Below are 21,991 nucleotides of genomic sequence, written 5' to 3'. Positions count from 1 at the left end.
TTAAAATTGATGATTGGTGCTGTGATGACTATTAAAAACAATAAATTAGGTGATATTGTAAGAAAAATTAAAAAAATAAAAAAGAAAGATCTGCAAAAAAATAAATTAAGTAATGCAATAAGCTCAATATTATCTTTAAAAACGGATTTAAATTTAGATCAATCCACGGAAATTTCTATATTAAGGCAAGCTTTAGAGCCTCGCTATATGTTTGATGGTGCTGCAGTTGAAACGGTTGATCTTGCTGATGAGGTTTCTGAAAGTGAGCAGGGCAAAGTTCTTGAAGCATTGAATGTTAATGATAATACTGAAGCTGCAGAGAGCTTATTAGAATTAACAGGCATTAATAATTCTAATTTAGAAAAGGACTATTCTGTCTATCAAGAGGTTGTTATTTTTGATTCAAGAGTAAAAGATCCGCATACACTGATTGAAGATATTTCAAGAAAAGCATCAGTTGAAATTATAGATATTGATGAAAACGGAGTTGATGAGATTGCAAGGATATTAAGCAAATATAATAATCTTGATGCAGTACATATTATTTCGCATGGTAATCAAGGTGAATTATACTTAGGAAATACAGTATTGAATTCAGCTAGTTTATCATTTTATAAAAATCAACTAGCTACTTGGGGGCAATCTTTTTCTTCCAGTGGTGATTTACTATTTTATGGGTGTAATGTTGCAGAGGGAGAGAAAGGATTAGCTTTTATAGATGCATTAAAAGGATATACGGATGCAGATATTGCAGCATCAACTGATTTAACAGGTGGAGAAGAATTAGGTGGTGATAGTATATTAGAAATTGATGAGTTAGTAGAAACAGAGGAAATTGTTGATTTTGAGGATTATGAGCATTTATTAGCTAATGTTAATACGGGTAACTGGTCTATTTCAGATACTGCAACAGGTGGTACTGCTACAAATACGACAAGTGGGATTACAACAACATTAACATTTACTCAGGAAAGTTCAAATTCAATTACAAATCTTAACTTTAACCAGACACTTAACTCGAATACAAGTTTCTGGCATGATTCTTCTGTGGCGAATTCTCCTTCATTAAGATTTACATTCGTCTGGGATACTTCAGATGAAGATGGGCCTATTCTTGCAACTGATGATGGTGGAACAAGTCTATTAACTATTACATTCTCAACTGCCAGAACCAACCCGATTATTAATTTTGATAGAGTTGGTGGTGCGGGTAATGGAGTTAGTAATGGTGCGTTATTTACACTTATTTCAGGTGGTACATTAACTAAATTATCAGGTGTTAATCACTTAGATGTTACATCAACTACAGTTAGCCGTACTCCTTTTCAATCATTAAATGGTAGCCCTGAAGCATCAACTAACCCTGGAAGTACAGCTGCTGGATCAGTTCAAGTTAATGGTACCTTTACTACCATTCAATTTAGAATGTCAGGTATAGGGTATGATGGTACGGGTAATGATGGTATTGAAATAGGTTTATCTTTTGATAATGTTATAAATGATCCACCAGATATCAATACGAGTGGTGCTGGTGATTCAGCGGTAGGAAATTTAACAGAAACAGATAATGGTTTAAGTATTTCAGATACTTTAACTGTTGAAGATACAAATACGACAGATACCGTACCAGTAAACGTAATCAGTGTTGTTGAATCAGGTACAACCTCTGGTATTGCCAATGCCACTTTATTAAATATGTTATCAATCGTTGATAGTAATCCAATTTTAAATTCATCAGAGACATCAGATCAATTTACTTGGCAGTTTGACTCAGGAGCAGAAGCCTTTGACTATCTGTCTGTTGGTGAGACATTAACTTTAACTTACACTTTAGAAGCTGATGATGGTACAGCACAGGATACACAGACAGTTACAATTAATATTGCAGGTACTAATGATGCATCGGAGTTAGCACTATATGAATTTCAACAATTAGGTAATGATATTAATGGAGAAGCAGCTGGTGATGAAAGTGGTAATTCAATTTCATTTAGCGCAGATGGTAATATCGTTGCAATTGGTGCTGCATTTAATGATGGTGCTAATGGTGTTGATAGTGGTCATGTAAGAATTTATCAGTGGAATGGTTCTAGTTGGATTCAAATAGGTTCAGATATTGATGGTGCAAATGCAAACGATCAGTTTGGCTATAGTGTTGTTTTAAGTAATGATGGGCAACGTTTAGTTATTGGCGCATTTAATTACCAGGGAGCGGGTACAAATATTGGTCAGGTTAGTGTATTTGAATATAATGGCACAGATTGGGTGCAGCTTGGCTCTTCAATAGATGGGGATAATAATGCAAGATTAGGTACATATTTAGATTTTAGTGGTGATGGTAATGTCTTTATTGCCTCAGAAATTGATCAGACAGCATCAATTAGACCCGTTGTTTATGAATATAATGGTACAGATTGGGTTCAACGAGGTGTAGTCCCTCTTGGTAGTGTACGTTGGAAAACAATTACAATCAGTGATGATGGTGAGCGTATTGCTTTAGGAGCGCCATTAGAAACTAGTAATTCGGGTCGTGTGCGTATTTATGACTGGGATGGTGCAAATTGGAATCAAGTTGGTGGAACAATTGCAGGTCTAGTTGGAGAAGGACGTTTAGGTACAGATTTAGATTTTAATGAAGATGGTAGCCGTATTGTTATTGGTGAAAGGCATACAAATCAGGTAGGGAATACACTTGTCTATGAATATAATGGCTCAGCCTGGGTTCAGGTAGGTACAACGCTAACTAATTTAGGACAACGCGTTGCAATGCGAGCTGATGGTGAATTAATTGCTGTTGGTGATGAAAATAATGACCAGGTTAGAATCTTTAAGTGGAATGGAACAGATTGGAGCTTAGTCAGTACTGCATTGGCAGGAGAAGCTTCAGGTGACCGCTATGGTTGGGATGTTGCATTAGGTCATGATGCAACAAGATTAGCTGTTGGTGCAAATTTAAATGATGGTAATGGTGCTGATTCAGGCCATGTTAGAATATATGAGTTAACAACAGATACAGCATCAACCCCAGTTATTTATACTGAAGGTGACCCAGCCACACAAGTTTACCCATTCTTTTCAGTTGTTGACCCTGATGACACAAATATTGAAAGTGCAACAATTGCAATTACAGGCGGAACGTTTACTTTAGGAGAGGATTATTTAGCATTTACTGATACAGCAAATATTACAGGTAGTTTTAATGCTTCAACTGGTATTTTAACGTTGATAGGAACAGATACTAAGGCTGCTTATGAGTTGGCTTTGGCTTCAGTTACATATGAGAATGTTTCTGATAATCCAGATACGACACAACGACAAATTGATTTTTATGTTAATGATGGCGATGTGCAGTCTAATGTTGCAACGGTTAATATTGATGTTGTGGCAGTTAATGATGCGCCTGAAGTCTATGTAGATATAGAGCAAATTGGCTCAGATATTACAGGAATAGCATCTGGTGATAATTTTGGTGCAAGTGTTGCCTATAGTTTAGATGGTACTAGAGTAGCTGTAGGTTCGCCATTTTATGATGGTGGTGGTAGTAATAATGGTTCAGTTAGTGTTTATGAATTTGATGGTACTTCATGGAATCAAGTTGGTTCAACAATTGAAGGTGCATCAACAGACGATCATTTAGGTCGTAGTGTAGCCTTAGATGAAGATGGAAGTAGATTAATTGTTGGTGCTTATCAAATTAATGGAAATGCAGGTTATGTGGGTGTTTATGAATTTGATGGTTCAAACTGGAATCAGGTAGGCGTTGATATTCCAGGTGAAAATAGTGCTGATGAAAATGGTAGAGATGTCTCTATTAGTGCTGATGGTAATATCATTGCAATGGGAGCTAGAAAGAATCCAAGTATTACTGCAAACGGAGGTCATATTCGTGTATATGAATGGGATGGTTTACTATGGAATAAAACACTTGAAGTTGCAGGTTCAGTTGCAAACGGTCAAGGTGGGTCTTCAGTTGAATTATCTTCAGATGGTAATCGTGTCGTTTTTGAATTGACAAGTGGACAAACAGTTGTTTATGAAAATTTAGGTGGAACTTGGTCTCAATTAGGTTCAATTATTCCTTTTTCTGAAATGGTAACCATTAATGCTACTGGAACTCGTATAGCAATAGGTAGTCCAGATGACAGCACAGCGGGCACTCAAGCAGGTAGAGTTCAAGTTTATGAACATAATGGTACAGACTGGGTACAACTTGGAAGTGATATACTAGGAGAGTTTAGAAAAAGAGAAGGTTTTGTTTCTTTTGATGAATCAGGTAATCGTTTGGCAATTTCTGGCTCTAGTACTGGTGGAACACATATTGGTAGAGTAACCATCTATGACTGGGATGAAATACAAAGTGAGTGGATTCAAGTTGAAGAGAAAGTATTAGGTAATACAGGTACTGAGTTTTTTGGTAGTGACGTAGAGCTATCGGCAGACGGTAGTCAATTTGTTGTTGGTTCGCCTGGTGATGCAAATGGTAGAGTGCAAATCTATTCTTTAGAAGCAATAGAAAAAACGATTAATTATACTGAAAATGATGCAGCAACTGTATTAGATAATTCTTTTATTGTTACAGATGTAGATGATACAAATTTAGAAAGTGCGACCGTTACCATTACGAATTTTAATGCAAGTGAAGATATTTTAAGTTTTAATGGACCTGCACCAGGTGGTATTATAGTTAATATTTCAACGCCAGGTACATTAATTGCAACAGGTTCAGCAAGTTTAGCAGATTATGAAGCTTTTTTTGAGTCAGTAACTTATGAAAATAGTTCAGATGATCCAGATTTAACGCAAAGGGAAATTACATTTATTGGAGATGATGGAAATTCCCCATCCAATATCGCAACGATCTATGTTGATATAACAGCTACAAATGATCCTCCAGTAGCGCTTGCATCAAGCATTAATACCGATGAAGATACAGCACATACTTTCAGTAGCGGCGAATTTAATTTTAGTGATGTTGATACAGGTGATGCGCTAGAGTCAATAACCGTAATCTTCTCAACGATCTCAGGTAATGGAGACTTAAGCTATAATGGCTCAACGATTACATCAGATACAGTCATCTTAACAGCGGATATTGGTTTATTAGTCTATACCCCAGATAATGACAACGGTGAAACAGCAAGCTTTGATTTTCTTGTCAATGATGGTGATACTAACTCCGCTATAGCTGCCACGATGACAATTAATGTTTCAGATGTAAATGATGCGCCAGTAGCATTAGCATCAAGTGTAAATACCAATGAAGATACGGCACATACTTTCAGTAGCGGCGAATTTAATTTTAGTGATGTTGATACAGGTGATAGTTTAGAGTCAATAACCGTAATCTTCTCAACAATCTCAGGTAATGGTGATTTAAGCTATAATGGTTCAACGATTACATCAGATACGGTTATCTTAACAGCGGATATCGGTTTATTAGTCTATACCCCAGATAATGACAACGGTGAAACAGCAAGCTTTGATTTTCTTGTCAATGATGGTGATACTAACTCTGCTACAGCTGCTACGATGACGATTAATGTTTCAGATGTCAACGATGCCCCAGTGGCATTAGCATCAAGTGTAAATACCAATGAAGATACAGCGCATACCTTTAGTAGCGGCGAGTTTAATTTTAGTGATGTTGATACAGGTGATGCGCTAGAGTCAATAACCGTAATCTTCTCAACAATCTCAGGTAATGGTGATTTAAGTTATAATGGCTCAACGATTACTTCAGATACGGTTATCTTAACAGCAGATATCGGTTTATTGGTTTATACCCCAGATAATGATAACGGTGAAACAGCAAGTTTTGATTTCTTTGTAAATGATGGTGATACTAACTCCGCTACAGCTGCCACGATGACAATTAATGTTTCAGATGTCAATGATGCTCCAGTAGCATTAGCATCAAGTGTAAATACTAATGAAGATACAGCACATACTTTCAGTAGCGGCGAATTTAATTTTAGTGATGTTGATACAGGTGATAGTTTAGAGTCAATAACCGTAATCTTCTCAACAATCTCAGGTAATGGAGACTTAAGCTATAATGGCTCAACGATTACATCAGATACAGTCATCTTAACAGCGGATATTGGTTTATTAGTCTATACCCCAGATAATGACAACGGTGAAACAGCAAGCTTTGATTTTCTTGTCAATGATGGTGATACTAACTCCGCTATAGCTGCCACGATGACAATTAATGTTTCAGATGTAAATGATGCGCCAGTAGCATTAGCATCAAGTGTAAATACCAATGAAGATACGGCACATACTTTCAGTAGCGGCGAATTTAATTTTAGTGATGTTGATACAGGTGATAGTTTAGAGTCAATAACCGTAATCTTCTCAACAATCTCAGGTAATGGTGATTTAAGCTATAATGGTTCAACGATTACATCAGATACGGTTATCTTAACAGCGGATATCGGTTTATTAGTCTATACCCCAGATAATGACAACGGTGAAACAGCAAGCTTTGATTTTCTTGTCAATGATGGTGATACTAACTCTGCTACAGCTGCTACGATGACGATTAATGTTTCAGATGTCAACGATGCCCCAGTGGCATTAGCATCAAGTGTAAATACCAATGAAGATACAGCGCATACCTTTAGTAGCGGCGAGTTTAATTTTAGTGATGTTGATACAGGTGATGCGCTAGAGTCAATAACCGTAATCTTCTCAACAATCTCAGGTAATGGTGATTTAAGTTATAATGGCTCAACGATTACTTCAGATACGGTTATCTTAACAGCAGATATCGGTTTATTGGTTTATACCCCAGATAATGATAACGGTGAAACAGCAAGTTTTGATTTCTTTGTAAATGATGGTGATACTAACTCCGCTACAGCTGCCACGATGACAATTAATGTTTCAGATGTAAATGATGCGCCAGTAGCATTAGCATCAAGTGTAAATACCAATGAAGATACGGCACATACCTTTAGTGCCGGCGAATTTAATTTTAGTGATGTTGATACAGGTGATAGTTTAGAGTCAATAACCGTTATCTTCTCAACGATCTCAGGTAATGGAGATTTAAGCTATAATGGCTCAACGATTACATCAGATACAGTCATCTTAACAGCGGATATTGGTTTATTAGTTTATACCCCAGATAATGAAAATGGTGAGACAGCAAGCTTTAATTTCCTAGTCAATGATGGTGATACTAACTCCGCTACAGCTGCAACGATGACAATTAATGTTTCAGATATTAATGATGCACCAGAAATTACTCTTGGTTCACAGCAAATGGGCCAAGATATAGATGGTGAGCGTGTAGGTGACCTTTCTGGTTCAGCTATTGCTGCTAGCGCTGACGGTTTAACGGTTGCTATTGGTGCATATGAGAATGGTCCATCTAGAGGGCATACGCGTATTTATCAATATGATGGCACAGCTTGGGTTCAATTAGGAAATGATATTAACCCTGAGGGGCCTGGAGATGAAACTGGTTATTCAGTTTCATTAAGTGATAATGGAATGATAGTGGCCATTGGAGCTATGAAAAATGATGGTAATGGTTCAGACAGTGGTCATGTAAGAGTATTTCAATGGAATGGTTCAGCTTGGATACAATTAGGTTCAGATATTGATGGTGAGACAGCAAATGATATGTCAGGTCAAAGTGTTTCATTAAGCTCAGATGGATTAAGGTTAGCTATTGGCGCCACCCAAAATGATGATAATGGGGTTGATAGCGGTCAAGTAAGAATTTATGAATGGAATACTTCAGCTTGGATACAAATGGGTAGTGACTTAAATGGTGAAGCAGCGAATGATCTTTATGGTGGCTCGGTTTCTTTAAGTAATGATGGTTCTCGAGTTGCAATCGGTGGATCTGGTAATGATGGTGCAGGTTCAGGTGCAGGCAATGTTCGTGTGTTTGACTGGAATGGATCTGCTTGGATACAATTAGGTTTAGATATTGACGGTGAGGCAGCGGGAGATGCTAGTGGTACTAGCGTATCTTTAAGTGCAGATGGCTCTCGAATTGCTATTGGTGCGATTGGTAATGATGATGTAGGTTCAGGTGCAGGGCATGTTCGTGTATTTGACTGGAATGGTTTAGCGTGGGTACAAGTAGGCTTAGATATTGATGGTGAGGCAGCAAACGATCAAAATGGTTATTCAGTTTCATTAAGTTCTGATGGTAATCGTATTGCTATTGGCGCTAATTTTAATGATGGTAATGGCGGAAATAGTGGGCATGTTAGGCTATTTGATTGGGATGGTAGTGCTTGGAATCAAATATTCCTAGATATTGATGGAGAAGCATCTAATGATCAAAGTGGTTATGCAGTTTCATTGAGTGCTGATGGAACGCGTATAGCAATTGGTGCTCCTTTCAATGATGGAAATGGTACAAATAGTGGTCATGTAAGAGTCTATAACTTTGAGGCAACAGAAAAAACAATTAATTATACGGAAAATGATGCAGCAACTGTATTAGATAATTCGTTTATTGTTACAGATGTAGATGATACAAATTTAGAAAGTGCAACCGTTACCATTACAAATTTTAATGCAAGTGAAGATATATTAAGTTTTAATGGTCCAGCGCCAGGTGGTATTACAGTTAATACTTCAACACCAGGGACATTAATAGCAACAGGTTCAGCAAGTTTGGCAGATTATGAAACTTTCTTTGAATCAGTAACCTATGAAAATAGTTCAGAAGATCCAGATTTAACGCAAAGAGAAATTACATTTATTGGAAATGATGGAGATTCACCATCCAATATTGCAACCATTTATGTTGATATTATATCGGTTAACGATGCCCCAGTAGCATTAGCAAGCTCAGTGAATACCGATGAAGATACGGCGCATACCTTTAGTGCCGGTGAGTTTAATTTTAATGATGTTGATACAGGTGACAGTTTAGAGTCAATAACCGTAATCTTCTCAACGATCTCAGGTAATGGTGATTTAAGTTATAATGGCTCAACGATTACATCAGATACGGTTATCTTAACAGCGGATATTGGTTTATTGGTTTATACGCCAGATAATGATAATGGTGAAACAGCAAGTTTTGATTTTCTTGTCAATGATGGTGATACTAATTCCGCTACAGCAGCCACGATGACAATTAATGTTTCAGATGTCAATGATGCTCCAGTAGCATTAGCATCAAGTGTAAATACCAATGAAGATACAGCGCATACCTTTAGTGCTGGTGAATTTAATTTTAGTGATGTCGATACAGGTGACAGTTTAGAGTCAATAACCGTAATCTTCTCAACGATCTCAGGTAATGGAGACTTAAGCTATAATGGTTCAACGATTACATCAGATACGGTCATTTTAACAGCTGATATCGGTTTATTGGTTTATACCCCAGATAATGACAACGGTGAAACGGCAAGTTTTGATTTCCTTGTCAATGATGGTGATACTAACTCCGCTACAGCTGCTACGATGACGATTAATGTTTCAGATGTTAATGATGCTCCAGTGGCATTAGCAAGTTCAGTGAATACTAATGAAGATACAGCACATACCTTTAGTGCCGGTGAGTTTAATTTTAGTGATGTTGATACAGGTGATGCGCTAGAGTCAATAACCGTAATCTTCTCAACGATCTCAGGTAATGGTGATTTAAGTTATAATGGTTCAACGATTACATCAGATACAGTCATCTTAACAGCTAATATCGGTTTATTAGTCTATACGCCAGATAATGACAACGGTGAAATAGCAAGTTTTGATTTTCTTGTCAATGATGGTGATACTAATTCCGCTACAGCTGCCACAATGACAATTAATGTTTCAGATGTTAATGATGCTCCAGTGGCATTAGCAAGTTCAGTGAATACTAATGAAGATACAGCACATACTTTCAGTAGCGGTGAATTTAATTTTAGTGATGTTGATACAGGTGATAGTTTAGAGTCAATAACCGTAATCTTCTCAACGATCTCAGCTAATGGTGATTTAAGCTATAATGGTTCAACGATTACATCAGATACGGTCATTTTAACAGCGGATATTGGTTTATTAGTCTATACGCCAGATAATGAAAACGGTGAAACAGCAAGCTTTGATTTTCTTGTTAATGATGGTGATACTAACTCCGCTACAGCTGCCACGATGACAATTAATGTTTCAGATGTAAATGATGCCCCAGTAGCATTAGCATCAAGTGTAAATACCAATGAAGATACGGCACATACCTTTAGTGCCGGTGAATTTAATTTTAGTGATGTCGATACGGGTGATGCGCTAGAGTCAATAACCGTAATCTTCTCAACGATCTCAGGTAATGGTGATTTAAGCTATAATGGTTCAACGATTACATCAGATACGGTCATTTTAACAGCTGATATCGGTTTATTGGTTTATACGCCAGATAATGATAATGGTGAAACAGCAAGTTTTGATTTTCTTGTCAATGATGGTGATACTAACTCCGCTACAGCTGCCACAATGACAATTAATGTTTCAGATGTAAATGATGCGCCAGTGGCATTAGCATCAAGTGTAAATACCAATGAAGATACAGCACATACCTTTAGTGCCGGTGAGTTTAATTTTAGTGATGTTGATACAGGTGATGCGCTAGAGTCAATAACCGTAATCTTCTCAACGATCTCAGGTAATGGTGATTTAAGCTATAATGGTTCAACGATTACATCAGATACGGTCATTTTAACAGCTGATATCGGTTTATTGGTTTATACCCCAGATAATGATAATGGTGAAACAGCAAGTTTTGATTTTCTTGTCAATGATGGTGATACTAATTCCGCTACAGCTGCCACGATGACGATTAATGTTTCAGATGTCAACGATGCACCAGTGGCATTAGCATCAAGTGTAAATACCAATGAAGATACAGCACATACCTTTAGTGCCGGTGAATTTAATTTTAGTGATGTTGATACAGGTGATGCGCTAGAGTCAATAACCGTAATCTTCTCAACGATCTCAGGTAATGGAGACTTAAGCTATAATGGCTCAACGATTACATCAGATACAGTCATCTTAACAGCGGATATTGGTTTATTAGTCTATACCCCAGATAATGACAACGGTGAAACAGCAAGCTTTGATTTTCTTGTCAATGATGGTGATACTAACTCCGCTATAGCTGCCACGATGACAATTAATGTTTCAGATGTAAATGATGCCCCAGTAGCATTAGCATCAAGTGTAAATACCAATGAAGATACAGCACATACCTTTAGTAGCGGCGAATTTAACTTTAGTGATTTCGATACGGGTGATGCATTAGAATCGATTACGGTTATCTTCTCAACGATCTCAGGTAATGGTGATTTAAGCTATAATGGCTCAACGATTACATCAGATACGGTCATTTTAACAGCTGATATCGGTTTATTAGTCTATACCCCAGATAATGACAACGGTGAAACAGCAAGTTTTGATTTTCTTGTCAATGATGGTGATACTAACTCCGCTACAGCTGCCACGATGACAATTAATATTTCAGATGTCAACGATGCCCCAGTGGCGTTGGCATCAAGTGTAAATACCAATGAAGATACAGCACATACTTTCAGTAGCGGCGAATTTAATTTTAGTGATGTTGATACAGGTGATGCGCTAGAGTCAATAACCGTAATCTTCTCAACAATCTCAGGTAATGGAGACTTAAGCTATAATGGCTCAACGATTACATCAGATACGGTCATTTTAACAGCTAATATCGGTTTATTAGTCTATACGCCAGATAATGAAAACGGTGAAACAGCAAGCTTTGATTTTCTTGTCAATGATGGCGATACTAACTCCGCTACAGCTGCTACGATGACGATTAATGTTTCAGATGTCAACGATGCCCCAGTGGCATTAGCATCAAGTGTAAATACCAATGAAGATACAGCACATACTTTCAGTAGCGGCGAATTTAATTTTAGTGATGTTGATACAGGTGATAGTTTAGAGTCAATAACCGTAATCTTCTCAACGATCTCAGGTAATGGAGACTTAAGCTATAATGGTTCAACGATTACATCAGATACGGTCATTTTAACAGCTGATATCGGTTTATTAGTCTATACCCCAGATAATGACAATGGTGAAACGGTAAGTTTTGATTTCCTTGTCAATGATGGTGATACTAACTCCGCTACAGCAACTACCATGACGATTAATGTTTCAGATGTAAATGATGCGCCAGTGGCATTAGCATCAAGTGTAAATACCAATGAAGATACGGCACATACCTTTAGTAGCGGCGAATTTAATTTTAGTGATGTTGATACAGGTGATAGTTTAGAGTCAATAACCGTTATCTTCTCAACGATCTCAGGTAATGGAGACTTAAGCTATAATGGTTCAACGATTACATCAGATACGGTCATTTTAACAGCTGATATCGGTTTATTAGTCTATACCCCAGATAATGAAAATGGTGAAACAGCAAGTTTTGATTTTCTAGTAAATGATGGTGATACTAACTCCGCTACAGCTGCTACGATGACGATTAATGTTTCAGATGTCAACGATGCCCCAGTGGCATTAGCATCAAGTGTAAATACCAATGAAGATACAGCGCATACCTTTAGTAGCGGCGAGTTTAATTTTAGTGATGTTGATACAGGTGATGCGCTAGAGTCAATAACCGTAATCTTCTCAACAATCTCAGGTAATGGTGATTTAAGTTATAATGGCTCAACGATTACTTCAGATACGGTTATCTTAACAGCAGATATCGGTTTATTGGTTTATACCCCAGATAATGATAACGGTGAAACAGCAAGTTTTGATTTCCTTGTCAATGATGGTGATACTAACTCCGCTACAGCTGCCACGATGACAATTAATGTTTCAGATGTAAATGATGCGCCAGTAGCATTAGCATCAAGTGTAAATACCAATGAAGATACGGCACATACCTTTAGTGCCGGCGAATTTAATTTTAGTGATGTTGATACAGGTGATAGTTTAGAGTCAATAACCGTTATCTTCTCAACGATCTCAGGTAATGGAGATTTAAGCTATAATGGCTCAACGATTACATCAGATACAGTCATCTTAACAGCGGATATTGGTTTATTAGTTTATACCCCAGATAATGAAAATGGTGAGACAGCAAGCTTTAATTTCCTAGTCAATGATGGTGATACTAACTCCGCTACAGCTGCCACAATGACAATTAATGTTTCAGATGTAAATGATGCGCCATTGATTAGTGGTAATGGTGTTTTAACAGATATAAATGAGGATGATACTAATCCAGCAGGTGATAATATTTTATCATTAGTCGGTTCTACTATCACTGATGTTGATAGTGGTGCTGTCGAAGGCATAGCTATTACAGGAGCAGATAATACCAATGGCCAGTGGCAGTATTCAATAAATAATGGCTCAAATTGGATTAATATTACAGGAATATCTGATTTATCTGCAGTTTTACTTGCAGCAGATAATAGTAATAATAAAGTAAGATTTTTACCAAATGAAAATTATAATGGTAGTTCTGGTAATCTTATTTATCGTGCATGGGATCGAACTTCAGGTAGCGATGGTGATACAGATATTGATGTTTCTACTAATGGAAATACAACGGCATTTAGTTCAGATACAGAAATAGCTTCGTTAACTGTTAATCCAATAAATGATTCACCTATACTAGGTTTCGTTAGTTTTGAACAACTGGGGACTGATATAAATGGTGATCAAAGTAGTGATCGATTTGGTACAGCAATTTCATTTAATAGTGATGGTACTCGAGTAGCCATTGGTGGTTATTTACATGATAGTACTAGTGGGCATACTAGAATATTTGATTGGAATGGTTCATCTTGGGTTCAATTAGGTGCTGATCTTGATGGAGAAGATATTGGTGATTATAGTGGTTATTCAGTGTCTCTAAGTGCTGATGGTTCAAGAGTTGCCATTGGTGCAATTTATGCTGATGGTCCTGCTGGTCATAGTACTGGCCATGCGCGGATTTATGATTGGAATGGAACAGCTTGGGTTCAATTAGGTGCTGATATTGATGGTGAATCAATTGCTAGTAGAAGTGGTCATTCAGTTTCATTAAGTGCAGATGGATCAAGAATAGCAATAGGGTCTTACTATCATGATAGTAGTACTTCACGTGCTGGGCAGGTAGAAATATATGATTGGAATGGGACAGCTTGGGTTCAAGTAGGTAGTGATATTGAGGGGCAAGCTGGAGATTTTAGTGGAACCTCAGTTTCATTAAGTGCTGATGGTACTCGTGTAGCAATAGGTTCTCCCCAAAATGATGATAATGGTGTTAATAGTGGTACTGTTAGAATATATGATTGGAATGGAACAGCTTGGGTACAAGTAGGAAGTGATATTGATGGAGAGGCAGCTGATGATTATAGTGGAGAAAGTGTATCTTTAAGTGCTGATGGAACGCGTGTAGCGATTGGTGCTCCTTCAAATGATGGAAATGGTACAAATAGTGGTCATGTACGTATTTATGAGCTAATAGGTGGTGTATGGGTACAGCTTGGTGATGACATTAATGGTGAAGTAGCATTTGGTCGAAGCGGCGACTTTAATGCAGTTGCTTTAAGTGGTGATGGTAACCGAGTAGTAATTGGAGAACCAAGTAATAATGATAATGGTTCTTTTACTGGCAGTGCCCGAGTTTATGATTGGGATGGCTTAGCTTGGACTCAGATTAGCCCAGATATTGATGGAACAATAGTCAATGGTCTTAATGGCTCAGGAGTTGCTATTAGCGCTGATGGTACGACAGTAGCAATTGGAGCAGAAGATAGTTATGTTAAAATTTATGACTTATTTAGAACAACAAAAACATTATCTTATAGTGAAAATGATCCAGCGACAGTAATATCTTCTGAGTTTGCTATTACAGATATTGATGATGTTAACTTAGAAAGTGCAACAGTTACAATTACGAACTTTAATGCTAGTGAAGATATTTTAAGTTTTAATGCTCCAGCACCTAGTGGTATTACTATTAATACATTAACACCAGGCATATTAATTGCTAATGGAACAGCAAGTTTATCAGCTTATCAAGATTTTTTTGAATCAGTTACTTATGAAAATAGTTCAGACTTTCCAGACTTAGCCACTAGAGAGGTAACTTTTATCGTTAATGATGGAGATGTTAATTCTAATATAGCAACAGTTTTTATTGATATTATAGAAGTTAATGATCCACCAGAAATTAGTGTTGAAGCAGGCGATATAGATAGTGATATTTTAATTGAAACAGATGCGGGTTTAACTACTTCGGGTACATTAACAACTACTGATATAGATCTTACAAATACAGTCTCAGTAGCTGTTACAAGTGTTGTTGAATCTGGTGATGTATCAGAAATAACTAATGGAACTTTATTATCAATGCTTACTGTCACAAGTGGTAATTTTATTAATGCTACAGAAACAGAAGATACATTTACTTGGACTTTTAATTCAGGAGGAGAAGCTTTTGATTATCTAGCTTCAACTGAGACTTTAATATTAACTTATGTTGTAACTGTTACTGATAGTCAAGGTGCAACTGATACTCATAATATTACTATTAACATTAATGGTAGCAATGATGAACCAGAACTACATTTTGTTAATTTTCAACAATTAGGTGATGATATTGATGGTGAAGCTGTAGATGATGCTTCAGGTAATGTTACTATCAATGCAGATGGTACGATTATAGCAATTGGTGCAGTTGATAATGATGCTAATGGTAGTAATGCAGGTCATGTTAGAGTTTATCAATGGAATGGTACAGCATGGAATCAGTTAGGAAATGATATAGATGGGGAAGCAGCAGGTGATAAAAGTGGTCAATCAGTTGATTTAAGTGATGATGGTTTAACAGTTGTAATTGGGGGACATCAAAATGATGGAGGTGGTAATAGAAGCGGTCATGCAAGAATTTATGATTATAATGGTACAAATTGGGTACAACGAGGTTCAGATATTGATGGTGCAGGCTTAAATGACCGCTTAGGCCGTTCTGTTTCTTTAAGTGCAAATGGTCAAATTGTTGCAGTTGGTGCATTTGAAATATTAAGTCCGCAAACTGGTTATACTCAAATTTATGAATGGAATGGTAGCTCTTGGCAGCAGTTAGGTTCAGATATTAGTGGGTCGGCTGCAGATGATAGTTTTGGTTATAGTGTTTCATTAAGTTCAGATGGAATGACTGTTGCTATTGGAGCACCTACTGATAGAGCTGCAAATACAAATGATCGAGTTGAGGTTTATACTTACAATGGTTCAACTTGGGTACAAAAAGGTTCAGATATTGATCCTGGTACTGGAGATATTGATTTTGGTAGAGATGTTAAAATCAGTGCAGACGGTAACCGAATTATTGTATCAGCCAGTGGACAAGCTCGTGTTTATGACTTTAATGGTACTACTTGGGTTCAAGCAGGGTCTAATATAACAGATAGCTCAGTAGGAGGTTTTGCTAGTGATGTTAATATCAGTGCAGACGGTCAACGTTTAGGGGTTGGAGCTTCAACTGATTCAGGTCAAATTAATATTTATGACTGGAATGAAATAACAAGTGAATGGAACCTTGTTACTACCATTTTAGGTGAAGCAGCTGGAGACCAGTTGCGTAGGGTAGCACTTAGCAATGATGGTAATGTGATTGCCACTGGAGCTCTTGAGAATGATGGAAATGGCGCTGGTAGTGGCCATGTTCGAGTTTACCATGAATTAACTTTAACTGCAGAAACGTTAATCTATACAGAGAATGACCCAGCAACAGTTATATATAATAATTTCCTAATTACTGATGTTGATGATACAAATATAGAAAGTGCAATAGTAACAATGACTAATTTTATGGTAGCAGAAGATATCATCAGTTATAGTGCAGTAGCAGGTATCATAGTTGATGATTCAGTTGCAGGAACTTTGACTTTAAGCGGTAGTAACAGTTTGTCAGCTTATGAAACATTTTTTGCTGGCATAACTTATGAAAATAGTTCAGATAGTCCAGATACAACACCACGCACAGTTACGTATGTAGTTAATGATGGCAATGGTAATTCAAATGTAATTATAGCAACAATTAATATTACAGCTGTCAATAATGCCCCAGTAGCATTAGCATCAAGTGTAAATACCAATGAAGATACAGCACATACCTTTAGTAGCGGCGAATTTAACTTTAGTGATTTCGATACGGGTGATGCATTAGAATCGATTACGGTTATCTTCTCAACGATCTCAGGTAATGGTGATTTAAGCTATAATGGCTCAACGATTACATCAGATACGGTCATTTTAACAGCTGATATCGGTTTATTAGTCTATACCCCAGATAATGATAATGGTGAAACAGCAAGCTTTGATTTTCTTGTCAATGATGGTGATACTAACTCCGCTACAGCTGCCACGATGACAATTAATATTTCAGATGTCAACGATGCCCCAGTGGCGTTGGCATCAAGTGTAAATACCAATGAAGATACAGCACATACTTTCAGTAGCGGCGAATTTAATTTTAGTGATGTTGATACAGGTGATGCGCTAGAGTCAATAACCGTAATCTTCTCAACAATCTCAGGTAATGGAGACTTAAGCTATAATGGCTCAACGATTACATCAGATACGGTCATTTTAACAGCTAATATCGGTTTATTAGTCTATACGCCAGATAATGAAAACGGTGAAACAGCAAGCTTTGATTTTCTTGTCAATGATGGCGATACTAACTCCGCTACAGCTGCTACGATGACGATTAATGTTTCAGATGTCAACGATGCCCCAGTGGCATTAGCATCAAGTGTAAATACCAATGAAGATACAGCACATACTTTCAGTAGCGGCGAATTTAATTTTAGTGATGTTGATACAGGTGATAGTTTAGAGTCAATAACCGTAATCTTCTCAACGATCTCAGGTAATGGAGACTTAAGCTATAATGGTTCAACGATTACATCAGATACGGTCATTTTAACAGCTGATATCGGTTTATTAGTCTATACCCCAGATAATGACAATGGTGAAACGGTAAGTTTTGATTTCCTTGTCAATGATGGTGATACTAACTCCGCTACAGCAACTACCATGACGATTAATGTTTCAGATGTAAATGATGCGCCAGTGGCATTAGCATCAAGTGTAAATACCAATGAAGATACGGCACATACCTTTAGTAGCGGCGAATTTAATTTTAGTGATGTTGATACAGGTGATAGTTTAGAGTCAATAACCGTTATCTTCTCAACGATCTCAGGTAATGGAGACTTAAGCTATAATGGTTCAACGATTACATCAGATACGGTCATTTTAACAGCTGATATCGGTTTATTAGTCTATACCCCAGATAATGAAAATGGTGAAACAGCAAGTTTTGATTTTCTAGTAAATGATGGTGATACTAACTCCGCTACAGCTGCTACGATGACGATTAATGTTTCAGATGTCAACGATGCCCCAGTGGCATTAGCATCAAGTGTAAATACTAATGAAGATACAGCACATACTTTCAGTAGCGGCGAATTTAATTTTAGTGATGTTGATACAGGTGATGCGCTAGAGTCAATAACCGTAATCTTCTCAACTATCTCAGGTAATGGTGATTTAAGCTATAATGGCTCAACGATTACATCAGATACGGTTATCTTAACAGCGGATATCGGTTTGTTAGTCTATACCCCAGATAATGAAAATGGTGAAACGGCAAGTTTTGATTTTCTAGTAAATGATGGTGATACTAACTCTGCTACAGCAGCCACAATGACAATTAATGTTTCAGATGTCAACGATGCCCCAGTGGCATTAGCATCAAGTGTAAATACCAATGAAGATACAGCACATACCTTTAATAGCGGCGAATTTAATTTTAGTGATGTTGATACAGGTGATAGTTTAGAGTCAATAACCGTAATCTTCTCAACGATCTCAGGTAATGGAGACTTAAGCTATAATGGTTCAACGATTACATCAGATACGGTCATTTTAACAGCTGATATCGGTTTATTAGTCTATACCCCAGATAATGAAAATGGTGAAACGGCAAGTTTTGATTTTCTAGTAAATGATGGTGATACTAACTCTGCTACAGCAGCCACAATGACAATTAATGTTTCAGATGTCAATAATGCCCCAGTAGCATTAGCATCAAGTGTAAATACCAATGAAGATACGGCACATACTTTCAGTAGCGGCGAATTTAATTTTAGTGATGTTGATACAGGTGATAGTTTAGAGTCAATAACCGTAATCTTCTCAACAATCTCAGGTAATGGTGATTTAAGCTATAATGGTTCAACGATTACATCAGATACAGTTATCTTAACAGCTGATATCGGTTTATTAGTCTATACCCCAGATAATGACAACGGTGAAACAGCAAGCTTTGATTTTCTTGTCAATGATGGTGATACTAACTCCGCTACAGCTGCTACGATGACGATTAATGTTTCAGATGTCAACGATGCCCCAGTGGCATTAGCAAGTTCAGTGAATACTGATGAAGATACAGCGCATACCTTTAGTAGCGGCGAATTTAATTTTAGTGATGTTGATACAGGTGATAGTTTAGAGTCAATAACCGTAATCTTCTCAACGATCTCAGGTAATGGTGATTTAAGCTATAATGGCTCAACGATTACATCAGATACGGTTATCTTAACAGCGGATATTGGTTTATTAGTCTATACCCCAGATAATGACAACGGTGAAACAGCAAGCTTTGATTTTCTTGTCAATGATGGCGATACTAACTCCGCTACAGCAGCCACGATGACAATTAATGTTTCAGATATAAATGATGCCCCAGTTGCACTTGCATCAAGTGTAAATACCAATGAAGATACAGCGCATACCTTTAGTGCTGGTGAATTTAATTTTAGTGATGTTGATACGGGTGATAGTTTAGAGTCAATAACCGTAATCTTCTCAACAATCTCAGGTAATGGTGATTTAAGCTATAATGGTTCAACGATTACATCAGATACGGTCATTTTAACAGCTGATATCGGTTTATTAGTCTATACCCCAGATAATGAAAATGGTGAAACAGCAAGCTTTGATTTTCTTGTCAATGATGGTGATACTAACTCTGCTACAGCTGCCACAATGACAATTAATGTTTCAGATATAAATGATGCCCCAGTAGCATTAGCATCAAGTGTAAATACTAATGAAGATACAGCACATACTTTCAGTAGCGGCGAATTTAATTTTAGTGATGTTGATACAGGTGACAGTTTAGAATCAATAACCGTTATCTTCTCAACGATCTCAGGTAATGGTGATTTAAACTATAATGGCTCAACGATTACATCAGATACGGTCATCTTAACAGCTGATATCGGTTTATTGGTTTATACGCCAGATAATGACAACGGTGAAACAGCAAGCTTTGATTTTCTTGTCAATGATGGTGATACTAACTCTGCTACAGCTGCCACGATGACAATTAATGTTTCAGATGTAAATGATGCTCCAGTAGCATTAGCATCAAGTGTAAATACCAATGAAGATACAGCACATACCTTTAGTGCCGGTGAGTTTAATTTTAGTGATGTTGATACAGGTGATGCACTAGAGTCAATAACCGTAATCTTCTCAACAATCTCAGGTAATGGAGACTTAAGCTATAATGGTTCAACGATTACATCAGATACGGTCATTTTAACAGCTGATATCGGTTTATTAGTCTATACCCCAGATAATGATAATGGTGAAACAGCAAGTTTTGATTTCCTTGTCAATGATGGTGATACTAACTCCGCTACAGCTGCCACGATGACAATTAATGTTTCAGATGTAAATGATGCGCCATTGATTAGTGGTAATGGTGTTTTAACAGATATAAATGAGGATGATACTAATCCAGCAGGTGATAATATTTTATCATTAGTCGGTTCTACTATCACTGATGTTGATAATGGTGCTGTCGAAGGCATAGCTATTACAGGAGCAGATAATACCAATGGCCAGTGGCAGTATTCAATAAATAATGGCTCAAATTGGATTAATATTACAGGAATATCTGATTTATCTGCAGTTTTACTTGCAGCAGATAATAGTAATAATAAAGTAAGATTTTTACCAAATGAAAATTATAATGGTAGTTCTGGTAATCTTATTTATCGTGCATGGGATCGAACTTCAGGTAGCGATGGTGATACAGATATTGATGTTTCTACTAATGGAAATACAACGGCATTTAGTTCAGATACAGAAATAGCTTCGTTAACTGTTAATCCAATAAATGATTTACCTATACTAGGTTTCGTTAATTTTGAACAACTAGGTAATGATCTTGATGGAGAAGCAGCAGGTGATTGGTTTGGTCGTTCAGTTGCAGCTAGTGCAGATGCTACGATCATTGCAGTTGGTGGGCGTAATAATGATGGTAATGGCGCAAATAGTGGCCATGCTAGGATCTATCAATGGGATGGAACTACGTGGAATCAACTAGGTTCAGATATTGATGGTGAAGCATCAGGTGATCAAAGTGGTGAAAGTATAGATTTAAGTGATGACGGCTTAACGGTTGCAATTGGTGCACATAATAATGATGGTGGAGGTAATAGAAGTGGTCATGTAAGAGTTTATGATTATATTGGTACTAATTGGGTACAACGAGGATTAGATATTGATGGTGCAAGTGCTGATGATCTGTTAGGTCGGGATGTTTCTTTAAGTGCCAATGGTCAAATTGTTGCAATTGGTGCTTCAATTGGAGGAGCTAGTAATGATGGATATGCTCAAATTTATCAGTGGGATGGAATAACCTGGAGTCAATTGGGTTCAAATATTACTGGCTTTAATGGTGATCATTTAGGGTTTAATGTTGAGTTGAGTTCAAATGGAAAAACTGTTGCTATTGGAGCTCCTGATGCGACTGATCATGTTGAAGTGTATGACTGGAATGGCATAAGTTGGACTCAAAGAGGTTCAGATATTAATGGTGGTTCAGGTGATGAACACTTTGGTTATACTTTATCATTTAGTGCAGATGGCAATAGATTAGCAATCGGCGCTCGTGAAGCAGATAATAACGGTA

Annotated in this window: 1 protein-coding gene (only partly in view); it reads left to right on the top strand. The window is 37.2% G+C overall.

The annotated features are described in order from the left end of the window. The first annotated feature begins 24 nt into the window (after nucleotides 1-24). Nucleotides 25-21,991, top strand: partial view of a tandem-95 repeat protein gene (locus KFE69_08225; protein ID UTW41498.1) — the 5' portion only. It continues 18,230 nt past the right edge of the window; 21,967 of the gene's 40,197 nt are visible here — the first part of the coding sequence; its start codon is at nucleotides 25-27; its stop codon lies beyond the right edge, outside the window.

This window comes from bacterium SCSIO 12844 (assembly GCA_024397935.1).
Lineage (GTDB): Bacteria > Pseudomonadota > Gammaproteobacteria > Francisellales > Francisellaceae > M0027.
Note: the sequence above shows the minus strand (reverse complement) of the source record. Positions and strands in the feature narration are given on the sequence as shown.